The sequence below is a fragment of the Chryseobacterium indologenes genome (genome assembly GCA_016025055.1).
Taxonomy (GTDB): domain Bacteria; phylum Bacteroidota; class Bacteroidia; order Flavobacteriales; family Weeksellaceae; genus Chryseobacterium; species Chryseobacterium indologenes.
Genome location: CP065590.1, coordinates 1,052,708 through 1,070,542, shown reverse-complemented (window position 1 = coordinate 1,070,542; position 17,835 = coordinate 1,052,708). Strand labels below are relative to the sequence as shown.

The following is a 17,835-nucleotide window of genomic DNA, read 5'->3' as shown; positions in this document are numbered from 1 at the left end:
ATGAATAAATTCATTAAAAATATAATCGCTTTTTCATTAAAGAATAAAGCATTTACTTTTATCTGGGTCGCTATTTTAGCGATAGCCGGTTTTATAAGTTTCAAAAACATGCCGATTGAAGCTTTTCCGGATGTAACCAACACCCAGATAGTCATCATTACCCAATGGAATGGGCGTAGTGCAGAAGAAGTAGAACGTTTTGTCACAACACCGATCGAATTGGCCATGAGCCCGGTTCAGAAAAAAACAAGCGTGAGAAGTACCACAATGTTTGGACTCTCTATTGTTAAAATTCTGTTCGATGATGGGGTGGATGATACTTTCGCAAGAAATCAGGTCAATAACCAATTACGAACCATTAGCCTGCCTGATGATGTTGATCCGGAAGTACAGCCACCCTATGGGCCCACAGGTGAAATTTTCAGATATACCCTGGAAAGTAAAACCAAAGATTCCCGTAAGCTGCTTACTTTGCAGACATGGGTTATTGACCGTGCTCTTAGAGGTGTTCCCGGTGTAGCAGATATTAACGTTTTCGGAGGCCAGGATAAAGTATTTGAGTTAAGTATTGATCCCAGAGCCCTGGATAAATACAATCTGACACCGCTTCAGGTGTATGATGCCGTTACCAAAAGTAATCTGAATGTCGGAGGAGATGTCATTGAAAAAAACGGACAAGCTTATGTGGTAAGAGGAATTGGTTTAGTAAAGACCGTAACTGATATAGGAAATATTACCATTCAGAATGACAGTGGAAATCCTGTTCTGGTAAAAAATGTAGCAGAAGTTCATGAGAGTTCTATGCCTAGGGTAGGGCAGGCTGCCCTGAATAATCACGATGATACCGTAGAAGGAATTGTCGTAATGAGAAAAGGCGAGAACCCAAGAGAAGTTTTGGTAGGAGTAAAAGCTAAAATTAAAGAGCTGAATGAAAAGATCCTGCCTAAAGATGTAAAAATGGTGACGTTCTACGACCGTGACAACCTGATGGACTTTACCACGAAAACCGTAATGCACAACCTGATTGAGGGAATTGTACTGGTGACCGTAATCGTTTTAATCTTCATGGCAGACTGGAGAACGACACTGATCGTTTCCATTATCATTCCGTTATCACTGTTATTTGCGTTTTTATGCTTAAAACTCGCAGGAATGAGTGCCAATTTACTTTCACTGGGAGCGGTAGACTTCGGGATTATCATAGACGGAGCTGTCGTCATGGTGGAAGGCCTCTTTGTAATGCTGGACCATAAAGCCCACAAATATGGCACCGAGAAATTTAACAAGTTGGCGAAAGGAGGATGGATCAAACAAACCGGAACCGGATTGGGTAAAGCTATTTTCTTCTCAAAATTAATCATCATCACTTCTCTTATTCCGATTTTTTCTTTTCAGAAAGTGGAAGGAAAGATGTTCTCTCCGTTGGCCTTTACTTTAGGATTTGCTTTAATAGGTGCTCTTATTTTTACCCTTACCCTGGTACCGGTATTGTCTCATATTCTTTTAAATAAAAATGTAAAAGAAAAAAATAATCCTTTTGTGAATTTTTGGGATAGAATTGTATTAAAGGGTTTTAATATGACATTTAAGCATAAAAGAACCAGCATGATTGTGGCTATTTCGTTTCTTGCAATAACCCTGTTTTCAGGAAAATTTTTAGGAACAGAGTTCCTGCCGCAGCTTAACGAGGGTTCTCTTTGGATCACTGCTGAAATGCCAATGAGCTCATCTTTAAAAGAATCCCTCAAAACAGCCAACCTTCTGAAAAAAGATATTATGAGTTTCTCGGAAGTTACAGATGTACTGGCACAGACCGGAAGAAGTAATGACGGGACCGATCCTAACGGATTTGGATTTGTACAATTTGCAGTGAACCTTAAACCCAGGGATGAATGGAAGCGAAAGATCTCTTACGAGGAATTGATCAATGAAATTGACAAAAAACTCAGAAGCTATCAGGGAATAACCTTTAATTATTCTCAGCCGATTTCAGATAACGTAGCAGAAGCTGTGGCAGGATTTAAAGCTGAAAACGGAATTAAAATTTATGGGGATAACCTGGAAACACTTGATAAACTTGCCCATGAAGTGATTACAAAAATTAAAGATGTGGAAGGAGTAAAAGATCCGGGAATCATTAAAAATATCGGGCAGCCGGAAGTCAGCGTGGTTTTGGATAGAGATAAAATGGCTGCTTATGGCGTCATGCCTGCTGATGCGCAGGCTGTACTGGAAATGGCATTCGGAGGGAAAACGGCTTCTGAAATGTTTGACGGAGAAAGAAAGTTTCCGATCAGGCTTCGTTATTCCCAGGAATACAGAACAGATGAAAATGATATTGCATCTCTGATGGTGCCTACCCAGGATGGTGCTAAAATTCCTTTGAAAGAGATCAGTACGATCGTGAAAGATAATGGTGCTGCATTCATTTACCGTGACAATATTAAAAGATATATCGGAGTGAAATTTTCCATCCGTGACCGTGATTTGGGCGGTACTATTGCAGACGCACAAAAGAAAGTTGCAGCTATTGAGCTTCCTGACGGTTACTCCATTGGATGGACGGGGCAGTTTGAAAACCAACAGCGTGCTTCCCACAGACTGGCGCAGGTGGTGCCGGTGAGTATCCTGATGATATTTTTCCTGTTGTTTGTGCTCTTCGGAAATATGAAGGATTCCCTTCTGGTACTGGCCAACGTTCCTTTTGCATTGATCGGGGGAATTATCGCCCTGCATGTTACCGGAATCAACTTTGGGATTTCGGCCGGAGTAGGAATGATCGCCCTCCTCGGGATCTGTATTCAGAACGGGGTAATTCTTATCACAGAATTTCATCAGAACGTCAGAAACGGGTTAGACCTGGATACGGCTATATTGAACGGGGTGAAATCCAGAACCAGACCTGTGATTATGACTGCATTGATGGCATCCATAGGGCTGATGCCGGCTGCTTTGTCTACGGGCATCGGTTCGGAATCTCAAAAACCACTTGCCATTGTCATTATCGGGGGACTGATCACGGCAACCATCCTTACATTGCTTATTTTTCCCATAATTTTCTGGATATTCAATAGGACCAAAAAGCTTCGTCAAGCCTGATTATCTTTCATTTTATATATTGACTGAGCCTGGAATATTCTGTATTTCAGGCTTTTTCGTAAAAGGTTTCAGAAAGTTTTTTTCAATCAGGAAAATTATGTAAATTTGCAGTCTCAATACGTTGAAATATAAGGTTTGTCCTTCACTGGAAGAGAATATTGAAAGTTTTTTTAATAAAAAGTTTTTGGTATTTAAAAATTCATTATATTTGCACACCGAAAATTTGAAAAACAATAAATAAATAATTTTAAATCATGGCAAAGGAAACGTTTAATCGTAACAAACCACACTTGAACATTGGTACTATTGGTCACGTTGACCATGGTAAAACTACTCTTACAGCTGCTATTTCTGCTGTATTAGCTAGCAAAGGTCTTGCTGAGAAAAAAGACTTCTCTGCAATTGACTCTGCTCCAGAAGAAAAAGAAAGAGGTATTACTATCAATACAGCTCACATCGAATACGAAACTGAAAAAAGACACTACGCTCACGTTGACTGTCCAGGTCACGCCGACTATGTTAAGAACATGGTAACTGGTGCTGCTCAGATGGATGGAGCTATCGTTGTATGTGCTGCTACTGACGGTCCAATGCCTCAGACTAGAGAACATATCCTACTTTGCCGTCAGGTAAACGTACCAAGAATCGTTGTTTTCATGAACAAAGTTGACATGGTGGATGATCCAGAATTGTTAGAGCTTGTTGAAATGGAACTTAGAGACTTATTGTCTACTTACGAATTTGACGGAGATAACTCTCCAGTAATTCAAGGTTCTGCATTAGGAGCTCTTACTGCAGCTACTGCATCTCCTGCTAACACTGAAGATAAGTGGTTCAAGAGCGTTGAAGAATTGATGAATGCTGTTGATACTTGGATCGAGCAACCACCAAGAGATACTGAAAAGCCATTCTTGATGCCAATCGAAGATGTATTCTCTATTACAGGTAGAGGTACTGTAGCAACTGGTAGAATCGAGGCTGGTGTTATCAACACTGGAGATCCAGTTGATATCGTAGGTATGGGTGATGAGAAATTAACTTCTACTATTACAGGAGTTGAGATGTTCAGAAAAATCCTAGATAGAGGTGAAGCTGGAGATAACGTAGGTCTATTGTTGAGAGGTATTGAAAAAACTGACATCAAGAGAGGTATGGTTATCGCTAAGAAAGATTCAGTTAAGCCACACAAAAAATTCAAAGCTTCTGTTTATATCCTTTCTAAAGAAGAAGGTGGACGTCACACTCCATTCCACAACAAATACCGTCCTCAGTTCTACGTAAGAACTACTGACGTTACAGGTGAAATCTTCTTACCAGAAGGTGTTGAAATGGTAATGCCAGGAGATAACTTAGAGATCACTGTAGAATTGTTACAGCCAATCGCTCTTAACGTAGGTCTTAGATTTGCGATCAGAGAAGGAGGTAGAACAGTTGGTTCAGGTCAGGTTACTGAAATCTTAGACTAATCATCTTAAAATAAATTAGCTTCCGAAAGGAAACTCTCGGAAGCTTTTATCTACGGGCATCGTCCAATGGTAGGATACCGGTCTCCAAAACCGTTGATCAGGGTTCGAATCCTTGTGCCCGTGCAAATATAAATTATGAGTTCATTTGTCGATTTTTTAAAAGGTTCTTATAACGAATTCAGACATAAAGTTGAATGGCCAAAGTGGGCTGACCTTCAGTCATCTACTATTGTAGTGACTATTGCGACAGTGATTCTGGCATTATTTACCTTTGGAGTTGATGAATTGTTTTCAAAAGCAATCAGCAACATAATAGGAATGCTAATCAACTTGTTCAATTAATTAAAAGTATTTTCCCATAATGAGCGAATTGAAATGGTATGTGCTGAAAGCAATCAGCGGACAGGAAAATAAAGTGAAAAACTATATTGAGACAGAAATCAAGCGTTTAGGGTTTGAGCAGTACGTTACTCAAGTGGTTATTCCTATGGAAAAGGTAATTCAGATTAGAAACGGAAAAAAAGTTCCTAAAGAGAGACCTTACTATCCTGGTTACTTGATGATCGAAGCTGATCTGATGGGGGAAATTCCTCACGTTATTAAAAACATTCCTGGAGTGATATCTTTCTTGAGCTTAACAAAAGGTGGAGATCCTGTTCCTATGAGAAAATCTGAGGTTAACAGAATGTTGGGAAGAATGGATGAACTTTCAGAATTTGCAAGCGATGTTGAAATTCCTTATGTAGTAGGTGAAAACGTTAAAGTAATAGATGGACCTTTCAACGGATTCAATGGTACAGTTGAGAAAATTCTTGAAGATAAAAAGAAAATTGAAGTTTCTGTATTGATCTTCGGTAGAAAAACTCCAATGGAACTAAGCTACATGCAAGTAGAAAAAGTATAATACATACTTATATATAAATAAAAAGACTGCTATTTGCAGTCTTTTTTTTGCCTTAAAATTGGAATATAATATATATTCAGAGATCAGGCTTGGATGATATATTATAGTCCGTAGATTATTTTTTAATTATAAACAATCATAACTTATTCATAATACCAAACGTCTGTTTAAGTAATGATGATTTTTTCTTTCTCTTTTGATTAAGTCTTTTTAAGTTTGTTTATTCCTTAAAATTGTAAATAAAATATAAAATCTTTGTTTAATGCTTCGATATGGCACTTTGATTTACATCATATTTCACCTCTTTGGGATAACCGGTGGTATTGCCTGTCAATAAATAGGTTTTCATAAGTATTTCACTTTTTATGGCATGCTTATTGTAACCTATCAATCCTATAATCCAAAAAACTTTATATTTTTCTTATTTAATGCACTGCTTTTAGCAGTGTCGGATGCTTATATTTTAGCGTAAAAATCCCAATGTGAAAAATTATAATGGATATTAAAAAACACAAACTTTATATAAACACATAACCTCATGACAAAAATTATTTCGATAGTCTTATTACTGGCTACAGTATGGGCTAAGGCACAGGTTGGTATTAATACAACAAAACCTGAAAAGGAATTGACTGTTAATGGTACCATGAAAACATCCGGAATAGTGTTGAAAACACCTATGGAAAAATTGGGAGCTAATGAAAATTATACATTTATCATTAAATCTCCCGCACCTGAAAATAAGATTACAGCTTATAATGACTCTTTTGTTCCCAATTCACCTGCACCGATTAATCTTATTCAGTTTAAGATTACGTGTGATCCTTCGGATAAAGATTGGGTGAATCAATTTGATACAAAAATCAATTCTAATAAATTTCTTGTAGTCATTTCTTCCTTCGGATTTACACAGTCTACCAGAACATATTCTGCAGATTGGGTGACCCCGGTTCCTCAGATCTTTGCTTATCCTACCGCTGGTACCTGGAAGCTAAAGGCCGATTACCAAGGCTTTTCACCCGATGCATCTCTTCCCACCGGAGTATGGACACTCAATTTGTTAGTTTTTGATAGATCTTATGCTAAAGATTTTAATTCTACTCAGGATCTTAAAGCTTCAACAACCGGTGCTGCCACCGCTCCATTAATTCAATAAAACAAACACTATATGAAAAATATTATTGCAATCTTCTTGATAGTTTTTGCTTCTTCAGGTATTAAAGCTCAGGTTGGAATTAATACTACAAGTCCTAAAGGTACTTTGGATGTAGTAGGAGAAACATTAGTTGAATCATACCTGATCGATACAGAAAATTCAAAAGCAGGTGGTAATTATCTTCTTATTACACGTTCGAAAGATACTTCTCCTGTGGGTAAAGTGAAATTGTTGGATATTTCACTTCGTAATGTAGCACCTGTAAACATTTATAATGTAATTCTGAAAAATGTTAAACAGGATGAAGTTGTTAATTTAAACACAGGTTTGGATACCAGTAAATATGTAGTAGCCATTACCGGAGCTGTGTTTACAGCTGCCGTATCTGCAGCGAATACATCAACAAATCCTAAATCTTACGGCTCTTATTCTACAGAAATAACCCAGATTGCAAGTGGAGGTAAAAATTACCATGCTATCAATCTTAGTTTTAAAGGAGCAGGTACAGTTTCATCACAAAATGGGACATGGACATTTACATTGAATGTTTTTGAAAGATCATTAGTAAAAGACTGGGGTACATTTAACGGATCTGTTTCAGCATCTGCTTCTCCGGGTTATTCGGGAGTTTCAACCAATACGCCTCTTGGGCTTCAATAAAAAAACATATGAAAAGAAAAATTTATATCATAATGATCATGAGTCTGGGGCTATTTTTGAATGCCCAGAAAGGAAAAGTCGGAATCAATACCTCTAATCCTGTAGAGACACTTGACGTTAACGGAAAAACCTATACGAACTCGTTATATCTTAGAAATCCTGGTGAACCCACTATGACAGGTGGTAGTTTTCTGGCCACCTCTGAAAATGCCATTCAATTATATGATCCTACATTGGAAAGCAGTGGGTTATTTAATTATCTTAAGCTTTCTCTTACGGGGGTGTCCGGTCTAGGTATTACAGATTATGATACCAAGATCGATGCAAACAACTTTTTGGTAGTTCTTCACAATTATTCTTTTAAACTTAACGATGGTACTACTAATGTTATGTTGGATTATGGGGATAATGGAGTGAATGATAACAAGCAGGGGTCTCCGGATGTTGTGGCGTTCAAGAGCAATGGAACTTGGCACATAAGAGCAAGGTTTTCGGATAGTAGAATGGTTGCTACCAATGCTAACCCCCCATCCAGAGTTTATAATAATTTTACGGTTGATCTTTACCTGATGGCATACAAAAGGCTGATCACAAAACATAATATCGCTGATGTCAATGCTGACCTTGGAGGAACTGACGGTTCCGCACAAACAATAAATAAACCATCCGGATTTTAAAAACACATTCTCACTATAAAAGGACAAGGCCATTAAGTATAATGGCCTTTTTTATTTCATTGCATTTGAAAAGAATATACTATTACAGTTGCAGTATATGATAAGGATTTTATTAAAAACCAACGGATCGTTATGATAAAATCAGGATACGTAAGAAAGAATAAAAAAGTATTTTCCTTTCTTTTTGATAGAACGCTTTCAACGGTATCGAGCTGAAAAATATGAGATTATATTCCTGATATTTTTTTTAAAACTTTTTAAAAATCAGCGTTATCCGTTTGTAGATTCAAAAATATTTTATACTTTTGCAGTCCAAAAAGTAGGTTTATTGTTATGTGAGTGCATAACCTGCTGAATAATAAATGCTTCCAAACTCATTAATTATTCAAATTTAAAAAACAAACAATGGCTAAGAAAGTCTTTAAAATGGTAAAGCTTCAGGTGAAAGGTGGCGCGGCTAACCCTTCTCCACCAGTAGGTCCAGCATTGGGTTCTGCAGGTGTGAACATCATGGAGTTTTGTAAGCAATTTAACGGAAGAACCCAAGATAAGCCAGGGCAAGTTTTACCTGTAGTAATTACAGTATACGAAGACAAATCTTTTGAATTCGTTATTAAAACTCCACCTGCAGCGATCCAGTTAATGGATGCAGCTAAAATCAAGGGAGGTTCTGGTGAACCAAACAGAAACAAAGTAGGTTCTGTATCTTGGGATCAGGTGAAGAAAATCGCTGAGGATAAAATGGCTGACCTTAACTGCTTTACAATGGATTCTGCAGTTTCTATGGTTGCAGGTACTGCTAGATCTATGGGATTAAGAGTAACAGGAACTAAACCAACTTTTAACGCTTAAAACTATTAGAAATGGCAAAATTGACTAAAAAGCAAAAGGAAGCTTTAAGCAAAGTAGAAAAAGGAAGAATCTATAATCTTGAAGAAGGTTCAGCTCTTGTAAAAGAAGTGAACACTACAAAATTTGATGCTTCTGTAGATATCGCTGTAAGATTAGGTGTAGACCCAAGAAAAGCAAACCAAATGGTAAGAGGTGTAGTATCTCTTCCTCACGGTACTGGTAAAGATGTTAAAGTTTTGGCTTTAGTAACTCCAGATAAAGAAGCAGAAGCTAAAGCTGCTGGTGCTGACTATGTAGGTCTTGACGAATACTTGCAAAAAATCAAAGAAGGTTGGACAGATGTTGACGTTATCGTTACTATGCCGGCTGTAATGGGTAAATTAGGTCCATTAGGTAGAGTATTAGGTCCAAGAGGTTTAATGCCAAACCCTAAATCAGGTACTGTAACAATGGAAATTGGTAAAGCAGTAGCTGAAGTGAAAGCAGGTAAAATTGATTTCAAAGTTGATAAGTATGGGATCATCCATGCTGGTATCGGTAAAGTATCTTTCGATGCTGCCAAGATCAAAGAAAATGCTCAGGAGCTTATCCAGACATTGATCAAAATGAAACCAACTGCTGCTAAAGGAACTTATGTGAAGAGCATCTATTTGTCTTCTACTATGAGCCCAGGTATTGCAATTGATACTAAATCTGTTAACTAATATTTAATCCTAAGACAATGACAAAAGACCAAAAAGTTGTAGCAATACAAGAGATCAAAGACTTGCTTCAGGATGCAAAAGTAGTATACGTAGCAGATCTAGAAGGTTTGAACGCTGCTAAATCTTCAGATTTCAGAAGACAAGCTTTCAAACAAAATATCAAAGTAAAAGTTGTAAAAAATACACTTTTACAAAAAGCAATGGAGCAAATTGATGGAGTAGATTTCTCTGAAATGTTTGACACTTTCAAAGGAAACTCTGCTTTAATGATTGCTGATACAGCAAATGCTCCTGCAAAATTAATCAAAGATTTCAGAAAGAAAGAAGAGAAGCCGGCTTTGAAGTCTGCTTTTGTACAGGAAACTTTCTATGTTGGTGACAACAACCTTGATACCCTAGTAAGCATCAAGTCTAGAGAAGAAATGATCGGTGAAATCATCGGATTACTTCAGTCTCCAATCCAAAGAGTTGTTTCTGCTCTTCAAAACAAATCTGAAACTGTAGAAGCTCAGGCTGAAGAAGCTGCTCCTGCAGTAGAAGAAACTCCTGCTGCTGAAGCTCCTGAAGCTCCTGCTGCAGAAAGCACTGACGAAACGCCAGCTGCTGAATAATTACACTCAAAAAATTAAATAAATAATCAACAAAAACATTACAACAATGTCAGATTTAAAAAATTTAGCTGAAACGCTAGTAAACCTAACTGTAAAAGACGTAAACGAATTAGCTACTATCCTTAAGGATGAGTACGGAATTGAGCCGGCTGCTGCTGCTGTAGTTGTTGCTGCAGGTGGTGCAGGTGAAGCTGCTGAAGAAAAGACTGAATTCGACGTAATTCTTAAGTCTGCAGGTGCTTCTAAATTAGCTATCGTTAAATTAGTAAAAGATTTAACTGGTGCTGGTCTTAAAGAAGCTAAAGATATCGTAGACGGTGCTCCTGCTCCAATCAAGCAAGGTGTATCTAAAGACGAAGCTGAAGCTCTTAAGAAGCAATTAGAAGAAGCTGGTGCTGAAGTAGAATTGAAATAATTTCAATTATATTGATACATATAAGAGCCCGGGCCATTGGCCCGGGCTTTTTCGTAGTTGCAAATAGTGTAAATAATAGCTCTTATCAATATCTGGTATTCTTTTGTTAACTTCATTTATTATTTTTTTACTATTCTATTTTATTTACAAGCTAAAATTTCGTAAAAATGTTAATTTATAATAAAAAAGTATAAACTTATAACTTAAAATTGAATAATGTTAATTTAATGATAATATTTTATGTATTATTTTTATTATAAAATAAAATTTCTTTTTTTTGTTAAATTATATTTTAAAATTTGTTAATGATGAAAGAAAGATTATTATTATCAGTTATTTTTTTGGCTATTTCTGTTTTTTGCAATAGCCAGATAGGGATTAATACGGATGTGCCTTATTCTACTTTAGAGGTGATGGCAAAAAATTCTGTAGGAGCTTCTGCCGAGGTTGATGGTCTTTTGATTCCTAGAGTGGATCGACAAAGAGCGCAATCGATGATTGATATACCAGTGTCAACGCTAATCTATATTAATAATGTATCAACAGGTACACAGAACGGAACAACAATAAATGTTGATAATGAAGGATTTTATTATTTTAATGGTGTGACATGGCTTAAATTATTAGAGCATGCTCAGGGAATTCCACGGCAAGTTTTAAGTGTCAATGTTTCCGGAAGTCAGAATATTGGAAATACTCCTGGCGGAGTTACTGCTGAATTCACCATAAAGAATATTGATATTTTTAATGGATGGGGAAACAATATCTATACTGTGCCTAATAATCAAAAAGGCATTTATGTAGTTAATGGACAGACGGCTAACTATCATGATGTAGGAGGTAGCCGCTGGTTTGTGATCTCAGATTTGCTTAAAAGTACTGATGATGGCAATAGCTGGACTACAATTATATCGAATACTAGCGCAAATAATGAATATGGTGATGTTGAAAATGGTAATACATTGTTTTGGACAGGGGAATTAAGCGGAGGTGACAAATTAAAAGTACGATTTAGATGCGATTCAAGTACTAGTAATATTGTTGCTCTAGGCGGGTTGTCTATTACTAAGCTTTAGCTTAATTGATATTGTAAATATAAAAGCTGGTGCTGAAGTAGAATTGAAATAATTTCAATTATATTGATACATACAAGAGCCCGGGCCAATGGCCCGGGCTTTCTTTTTATTTATAACCCTGTAAAAGCGGGAGAGCATCTAATGATTACAACCAAGGAAGAAGGTGCTTATAGCTTGTTTTCAGCTGGTGGTCAACCGATCAGCAAAGGTAAATTGACAGGAAAACTTGGTATTGATACTTCTTCGTTACCAACAGGAGTATACATCATTAAGGTAGAAACTCAGTCAACGATTACCTCTTATAAGGTTATTGTAAAATAGCTGTAAGGTAATTGGGTGTTTCAAGGGCTGTCGAAAATAGACAGCCCTCTTTCTATAAAAGTCTCAAAATGAGATTATTTTATTTGCAATTGTGGATAACTTTTTGTATCTTTGCCCCTCTTTTGGCGCGAAAAATTGTTTGTAAATTTATAATATACTGAAAATCAACTCTTTCATTGTGTAAGCATGGAAGGGATTTACTGTTTATATATATTGCGGTAATTCTGCCTCAAAAGTAATAAAAATATTTTGCATTACGCTGTGAAAAGATATACCAGTGTTGCAGTTAGGAATCAGACTCTAAGAATAAAGAACAAAGAATAAAGACTATTTCTGATAGCGCCAAATATCTCAAGTCTTTTCTCTTTATTTCTTTTCTCTTTTTTCGCTTCCTGATATTTTTTAATGAATCAAAATATTTTTTAACCCTTTCTTAAAAGTTTTATGAGTAAAACAAAATCAACAACTCAAGGAAATCCGAGAATTAATTTCTCATCAGCGAAAGGAAAAATTATTACTCCTGACTTTTTGGACATCCAAATCGAGTCTTTCAGAGAATTTTTCCAGCTTGATACACTTCCTGAAGCCAGAAAGACAGAAGCTCTTTACAAGACTTTCCAGGAGAATTTCCCAATTACGGATTCAAGAAACCAATTCGTATTAGAATTCTTAGACTATCTGGTTGATTCTCCACGTTATTCAATCGATGAGTGTGTGGAAAGAGGACTTACTTATTCAGTTCCTCTAAAAGCAAGACTTAAACTGTACTGTACTGACCCGGAACATGAAGATTTCCAGACGGTGGTTCAGGATGTATATTTAGGTCCGGTTCCTTACATGACGCCAAGTGGATCTTTCATCATCAACGGTGCTGAGAGAGTTATCGTTACGCAGCTTCACCGTTCACCTGGTGTATTCTTCGGACAGACTTACCACGCCAACGGAACCAAACTGTACTATTCAAGAATTATCCCTTTCAAAGGATCTTGGATGGAATTTACAACCGATATCAACAGCGTTATGTACGCGTATATCGACCGTAAGAAAAAGTTACCATTAACAACTTTATTAAGAGCTATCGGTTACGAATCTGATAAGGATATCCTTCAGATCTTCGACCTTGCTGAAGAAGTGAAAGTTTCTAAAGCAGCACTTAAAAAGGTAGAAGGGAGAACTTTGGCTGCGAGAGTATTGAACACATGGTTCGAAGATTTCGTAGACGAAGATACAGGTGAAGTAGTTTCTATCGAAAGAAACGAGATCATCCTTGATAGAGAAACAATCCTTGAAAAAGAACATTTAGATCTTATCCTGGACGCTGGTGTGAAATCAATCCTGATCCACAAAGAAAACAGCAACGAATTCTCTATCATCCAGAATACATTACAAAAAGACCCTACTAACTCTGAAAAAGAAGCAGTAGAGTACATCTATCGTCAGTTAAGAAACGCAGATCCGCCAGATGAGGAAACTGCAAGAGGAATCATTGAAAAATTATTCTTCTCTGAGCAGAGATACTCTTTAGGTGAAGTTGGACGTTACAGACTAAACAAAAAATTAGGTCTTAATATCCCTACTACAACTGAAGTTCTTACAAAAGAAGATATCATTGCGATCGTAAGACACTTAATTGAGCTTGTAAACTCTAAAGCGGAGGTGGATGACATCGACCACTTATCAAACAGAAGAATTAAAACTGTTGGTGAGCAATTAGCAGGACAGTTTGGGGTAGGTCTTTCAAGAATTGCAAGAACAATCAAGGAGAGAATGAACGTTAGAGATAACGAAATCTTTACTCCACTTGACCTTGTTAATGCCAAGACTTTAACATCTGTAATCAACTCATTCTTTGGTACCAACCAGCTATCTCAGTTTATGGACCAGACCAACCCGCTATCAGAAATCACGCACAAGCGTAGACTTTCTGCACTAGGGCCTGGTGGTTTATCAAGAGAAAGAGCAGGTTTCGAGGTTCGTGACGTTCACCATACTCACTATGGAAGAATTTGTCCGATTGAAACTCCGGAAGGACCAAACATCGGTTTGATTTCATCGTTAGGTATCTATGCTAAGATCAACAGACTTGGTTTCATCGAAACTCCATATAGAAAAGTAGAAGAAGGTAAGATTAATCTTAATGCCGATCCTATTTATCTTAATGCTGAAGACGAAGAAGACAAAGTAATTGCTCAGGCAAACGTTGAGTTGAGCGATAACGGAGACTTCTTAACAGACAGAATTATTGCGAGACTGGATGGTGACTACCCGGTAGTTGAGCCAGCTCAGGTTAACCTTATCGACGTTGCACCAAACCAGATTTCTGGTATTTCCGCTTCATTAATTCCATTCCTGGAGCATGATGATGCGAACCGTGCATTGATGGGATCCAACATGATGCGTCAGGCTGTTCCTCTATTGAAGCCACAGGCTCCAATCGTTGGTACAGGGCTTGAGCAACAAGTTGCAAGAGATTCAAGAATCTTAATCAACGCTGAAGGTACAGGTACTGTAGAGTACGTAGATGCTGACAGAATTGTTATTAAGTACGAAAGAAGCGAAGACGAAGATTTAGTACAATTTGAGTCTGCTACTAAAACATACAACCTTACTAAGTTTAGAAAAACTAACCAGAGTACAACCATTACCCTAAGACCAAACGTAAGAGTAGGTGATGTAGTGGAAAAAGGACAGGTGCTTTGTGACGGTTATGCTACTGAAAAAGGAGAATTGGCTCTTGGTAGAAACTTAGTAGTAGCGTTCATGCCTTGGAAAGGATACAACTTCGAGGATGCCATCGTAATCAACGAAAAAGTTGTACGTGAAGACTGGTTTACTTCAATCCACGTGGATGAGTACTCTCTGGAAGTTCGTGATACTAAATTAGGTATGGAAGAACTTACCGCAGATATTCCAAACGTATCTGAAGAAGCTACCAAAGATCTTGACGAGAACGGTATGATCAGAATCGGTGCTGAAGTGAAGCCTGGAGATATCATGATTGGTAAAATTACTCCAAAAGGTGAATCTGACCCGACTCCTGAAGAAAAACTTCTTAGAGCAATCTTCGGTGATAAAGCTGGTGATGTAAAAGATGCATCATTAAAAGCAGATTCTTCATTAAGAGGAGTTGTTATCAACAAGAAATTGTTCTCAAGAAACATCAAAGACAAAAAGAAAAGAACTGAAGAAAAACTTAGACTTGAAGAAATTGAAAACACTTACAAGGCTAAATTTGATGAGTTAAGAAATACTTTAATTGAAAAATTAAACACCCTGGTAAGCGGTAAAACTTCCCAAGGGGTACAAAACGACCTTGACGAAGAAATTATCGGTAAAGGCGTGAAGTTCACTCACAAATTATTGACTTCAGTAGAAGATTATGTAAATGTTAGCGGTGCAGACTGGACAGTGGATGCTGACAAAAATGAATTGATCAAACAATTGATTCACAATTACAAAATCAAATATAACGACATCCAGGGAGTTAAAAACCGTGAGAAATTCGCTATTTCAATCGGAGATGAGCTTCCAGCCGGTATCATGAAGCTTGCTAAAGTTTACATCGCTAAGAAACGTAAACTGAACGTAGGAGATAAAATGGCAGGACGTCACGGTAACAAAGGTATCGTATCAAGAATCGTTCGTGAAGAAGATATGCCGTTCTTAGAAGATGGAACACCGGTAGATATCGTATTGAATCCACTAGGGGTACCTTCTCGTATGAACATCGGTCAGATCTACGAAACAGTTCTTGGATGGGCTGGTCAGAAACTGGGAATGAAGTTCGCTACACCGATCTTCGACGGAGCTAGCTTAGATCAGATTACTGAATACACAGAAAAAGCAGGGTTACCTAAATTCGGTCACACTTACCTTTATGATGGGGGTACCGGAGAAAGATTTACGCAGGCTGCAACAGTAGGTGTTATTTACATGCTGAAACTAGGACACATGGTTGATGACAAAATGCACGCACGTTCTATCGGTCCTTACTCATTGATTACTCAGCAGCCGTTAGGAGGTAAAGCTCAGTTCGGAGGTCAGAGATTCGGAGAGATGGAGGTTTGGGCACTTGAAGCATTCGGTGCATCAAATATCCTTAGAGAGATCTTAACAGTGAAGTCGGATGACGTTATTGGTAGAGCAAAAACTTATGAAGCAATTGCAAAAGGTGAATCTATGCCTGAACCAGGTATTCCGGAATCATTCAATGTATTACTTCACGAGTTGCAAGGTCTTGGATTAGACGTAAGATTGGAGGAATAAATTAAATCTTTTAATGAGAACAAACTTTAATTATAATCATTTTTGAAAGTATAATGTTTCAGAATTTAGGCAAAACAGAAAAATATGGATATTGGCTTTTCGCCATACCAGCCTTGTTTTTCTTGTTGAGTCCAGCTAAGTTTCCTGCTGATGACGGGTTCTTTTACCCTCAGATAGCCAACAATTTTGTGAACGGAGCAGGCTTTACATTCAATGACATTTATACTACAAATGGTTTTCATCCCTTGTGGATGTTAGTATGTATCATTGCAGATTTCATAATTGCAATTCCAAAACAGGAAATGATTTATGTGCTGTGGCTGATACAGGTAATATTGTTCTTTTTAAGTATAAAATATCTGCAGCCTTTGTTTAAAGACGGAGGGATTGGGAAAATAGCAGGAGTCGGATTTTTGGTGTTGGTCTTTTTCTCAGTCGGTACCTTGTATTTAACAGAGGCGCACCTTAATTTATTTTGCACGGCATTACTGCTCAACTTGCTTATAAAAGGCAGATCAGTAAACGGATGGCTTCTGGGACTGGCAACCAGTATGGTGTTTTTATCCCGGTTAGACAATGCTTTAGTCCTTGCTTTTTTAGGATTATACTGTTTATCCGGTGATACAAGGCCCAAAACAGGAGACCTGGTAAAAGCTGCAGGTGTATGTATTGCCCTTATGGGTGGATACTTACTGTATAATAAATTTGAATTTGGAAATATAGTTCCGATAAGCGGGAGAATAAAATCTAGTTTTCCCTATGCCGAAGGTTCTGTTTTTGGGAATCTTTGGGGAACCATCTTCCTAGCTTCAAATTTGGGATATGCATTATTGCTTTCCTTTACGAAGGTTGATTTTAGAAAATTAAAATTATACTTCGTTGCCGGGGCTATAGTACAGTTATTATATAACCTGTATTTTCAGTCACAGATAGGACAGTGGTATTTCGTCATGCAGATGTTGGCTGTAGCTCTAATGCTGAATGATATAGTAAATGTATTTTTACTGAAGTTGCGTATTAAGCAAGGTAAAATAGCAACAGGAGTTCTGTTGTTGGGAAGTACGGTCTTTTTGAGTTCAATTTCTTATGTAAAGGCTAATACCAATATAAGTTTAGGCTACAATGCAGCAGGAGGTAATGAAGAGATTGAAGAAGTCAGAAAAGATAAAGTACAAAGTATTGCAGAAGATCTGAAAAAAAATCTTCCCGCAGATTCAAGGATTTTTACCTACGATATGCCTGGGAAATTAGCATTTTATTCAGATCTGCAAATCATCCCTGCGGATGGTTTGGTGGCAGATAAAAGCTTTTTTGAGAAGATGGCATCGATGCCTTTTGAAAAGTTCCTGAAGGAAGAAAATATTGAATATGTTGTATTGCCATCAGGATTTCAGAAAAAAGGAACGATAACATTTATAGGAATTGAAGCTGTGCATAAAAATGATACTGTTTCTTATATAGCAAGAAGCAGCTTTCTGAAAAAGAATGTTAGCGCAATAGATTTAAAGGATTTTAATCTTGTTAAAACTTATGCCAACCCTCTTAAAGTATGGCAGCCGGATTATGACAATGTTATATTGCTACAACTTAAAAAAAGACAATAGACAACTAAAGTTTGATCTTTTGAT

Annotated in this window: 15 protein-coding genes and 1 tRNA gene; all 16 read left to right on the top strand. The window is 37.3% G+C overall.

Going from position 1 to position 17,835, the window contains the following annotated elements; translation table 11 throughout:
• Positions 1-3,099 carry an efflux RND transporter permease subunit gene (locus tag H3Z85_04775; protein QPQ52750.1) on the top strand — a complete coding sequence of 1,033 codons (3,099 nt, stop codon included), beginning with the start codon at positions 1-3 and terminating at the stop codon, positions 3,097-3,099.
• Positions 3,100-3,353: 254 nt separating this feature from the next.
• A complete protein-coding gene (tuf, locus tag H3Z85_04770; GenBank protein ID QPQ52749.1) occupies positions 3,354-4,565 on the top strand; it encodes an elongation factor Tu in 1,212 nt (403 codons plus the stop codon).
• Positions 4,566-4,617: 52 nt separating this feature from the next.
• Positions 4,618-4,688 (top strand) — tRNA-Trp (locus tag H3Z85_04765).
• Positions 4,689-4,700: 12 nt separating this feature from the next.
• Positions 4,701-4,907 carry a preprotein translocase subunit SecE gene (secE, locus tag H3Z85_04760; protein QPQ52748.1) on the top strand — a complete coding sequence of 69 codons (207 nt, stop codon included), beginning with the start codon at positions 4,701-4,703 and terminating at the stop codon, positions 4,905-4,907.
• A gap of 19 nt (positions 4,908-4,926) precedes the next feature.
• Positions 4,927-5,469 carry a transcription termination/antitermination factor NusG gene (gene nusG / locus H3Z85_04755; protein QPQ52747.1) on the top strand — a complete coding sequence of 181 codons (543 nt, stop codon included), beginning with the start codon at positions 4,927-4,929 and terminating at the stop codon, positions 5,467-5,469.
• A gap of 538 nt (positions 5,470-6,007) precedes the next feature.
• On the top strand, positions 6,008-6,625 hold the full coding sequence (locus tag H3Z85_04750; GenBank protein QPQ52746.1) for a hypothetical protein: 618 nt from the start codon (positions 6,008-6,010) through the stop codon (positions 6,623-6,625).
• A gap of 12 nt (positions 6,626-6,637) precedes the next feature.
• A complete protein-coding gene (locus tag H3Z85_04745; GenBank protein ID QPQ52745.1) occupies positions 6,638-7,285 on the top strand; it encodes a hypothetical protein in 648 nt (215 codons plus the stop codon).
• An 8-nt stretch (positions 7,286-7,293) separates the two neighbouring features.
• Positions 7,294-7,962, top strand: coding sequence for a hypothetical protein (locus tag H3Z85_04740; GenBank protein ID QPQ52744.1), 669 nt, complete (start codon positions 7,294-7,296; stop codon positions 7,960-7,962).
• 405 nt (positions 7,963-8,367) lie between these two features.
• Positions 8,368-8,814 carry a 50S ribosomal protein L11 gene (gene rplK / locus H3Z85_04735; GenBank protein QPQ52743.1) on the top strand — a complete coding sequence of 149 codons (447 nt, stop codon included), beginning with the start codon at positions 8,368-8,370 and terminating at the stop codon, positions 8,812-8,814.
• Positions 8,815-8,825: 11 nt separating this feature from the next.
• Positions 8,826-9,518 (top strand): 50S ribosomal protein L1, encoded by a 693-nt coding sequence (locus H3Z85_04730; GenBank protein ID QPQ52742.1) that lies wholly within the window; start codon positions 8,826-8,828, stop codon positions 9,516-9,518.
• 17 nt (positions 9,519-9,535) lie between these two features.
• Positions 9,536-10,129, top strand: a complete 594-nt coding sequence (locus H3Z85_04725) for a 50S ribosomal protein L10 (protein ID QPQ52741.1) — start codon at positions 9,536-9,538, stop codon at positions 10,127-10,129.
• 46 nt (positions 10,130-10,175) lie between these two features.
• Positions 10,176-10,544 carry a 50S ribosomal protein L7/L12 gene (rplL, locus tag H3Z85_04720; protein QPQ52740.1) on the top strand — a complete coding sequence of 123 codons (369 nt, stop codon included), beginning with the start codon at positions 10,176-10,178 and terminating at the stop codon, positions 10,542-10,544.
• 305 nt (positions 10,545-10,849) lie between these two features.
• Positions 10,850-11,620 (top strand): hypothetical protein, encoded by a 771-nt coding sequence (locus tag H3Z85_04715; protein ID QPQ52739.1) that lies wholly within the window; start codon positions 10,850-10,852, stop codon positions 11,618-11,620.
• A 63-nt stretch (positions 11,621-11,683) separates the two neighbouring features.
• Complete coding sequence (locus H3Z85_04710; GenBank protein ID QPQ52738.1) at positions 11,684-11,941, top strand: T9SS type A sorting domain-containing protein; 258 nt, start codon at positions 11,684-11,686, stop codon at positions 11,939-11,941.
• A gap of 444 nt (positions 11,942-12,385) precedes the next feature.
• The gene (gene rpoB / locus H3Z85_04705) at positions 12,386-16,207 is read left to right on the top strand and encodes a DNA-directed RNA polymerase subunit beta (GenBank protein ID QPQ52737.1); all 3,822 of its coding nucleotides are present in this window, start codon (positions 12,386-12,388) and stop codon (positions 16,205-16,207) included.
• A gap of 53 nt (positions 16,208-16,260) precedes the next feature.
• Complete coding sequence (locus H3Z85_04700; protein ID QPQ52736.1) at positions 16,261-17,811, top strand: hypothetical protein; 1,551 nt, start codon at positions 16,261-16,263, stop codon at positions 17,809-17,811.
• The last annotated feature ends 24 nt before the right edge of the window (positions 17,812-17,835 follow it).

Excerpts from the sequence above, each read along its gene's own strand:
- H3Z85_04775 (QPQ52750.1), top strand. The coding sequence starts at position 1 with ATGAATAAATTCATTAAAAATATAATCGCTTTTTCATTAAAGAATAAA.
- tuf (QPQ52749.1), top strand. The coding sequence starts at position 3,354 with ATGGCAAAGGAAACGTTTAATCGTAACAAACCACACTTGAACATTGGT.
- secE (QPQ52748.1), top strand. The coding sequence starts at position 4,701 with ATGAGTTCATTTGTCGATTTTTTAAAAGGTTCTTATAACGAATTCAGA.
- nusG (QPQ52747.1), top strand. The coding sequence starts at position 4,927 with ATGAGCGAATTGAAATGGTATGTGCTGAAAGCAATCAGCGGACAGGAA.
- H3Z85_04750 (QPQ52746.1), top strand. The coding sequence starts at position 6,008 with ATGACAAAAATTATTTCGATAGTCTTATTACTGGCTACAGTATGGGCT.
- H3Z85_04745 (QPQ52745.1), top strand. The coding sequence starts at position 6,638 with ATGAAAAATATTATTGCAATCTTCTTGATAGTTTTTGCTTCTTCAGGT.
- H3Z85_04740 (QPQ52744.1), top strand. The coding sequence starts at position 7,294 with ATGAAAAGAAAAATTTATATCATAATGATCATGAGTCTGGGGCTATTT.
- rplK (QPQ52743.1), top strand. The coding sequence starts at position 8,368 with ATGGCTAAGAAAGTCTTTAAAATGGTAAAGCTTCAGGTGAAAGGTGGC.
- H3Z85_04730 (QPQ52742.1), top strand. The coding sequence starts at position 8,826 with ATGGCAAAATTGACTAAAAAGCAAAAGGAAGCTTTAAGCAAAGTAGAA.
- H3Z85_04725 (QPQ52741.1), top strand. The coding sequence starts at position 9,536 with ATGACAAAAGACCAAAAAGTTGTAGCAATACAAGAGATCAAAGACTTG.
- rplL (QPQ52740.1), top strand. The coding sequence starts at position 10,176 with ATGTCAGATTTAAAAAATTTAGCTGAAACGCTAGTAAACCTAACTGTA.
- H3Z85_04715 (QPQ52739.1), top strand. The coding sequence starts at position 10,850 with ATGATGAAAGAAAGATTATTATTATCAGTTATTTTTTTGGCTATTTCT.
- rpoB (QPQ52737.1), top strand. The coding sequence starts at position 12,386 with ATGAGTAAAACAAAATCAACAACTCAAGGAAATCCGAGAATTAATTTC.
- H3Z85_04700 (QPQ52736.1), top strand. The coding sequence starts at position 16,261 with ATGTTTCAGAATTTAGGCAAAACAGAAAAATATGGATATTGGCTTTTC.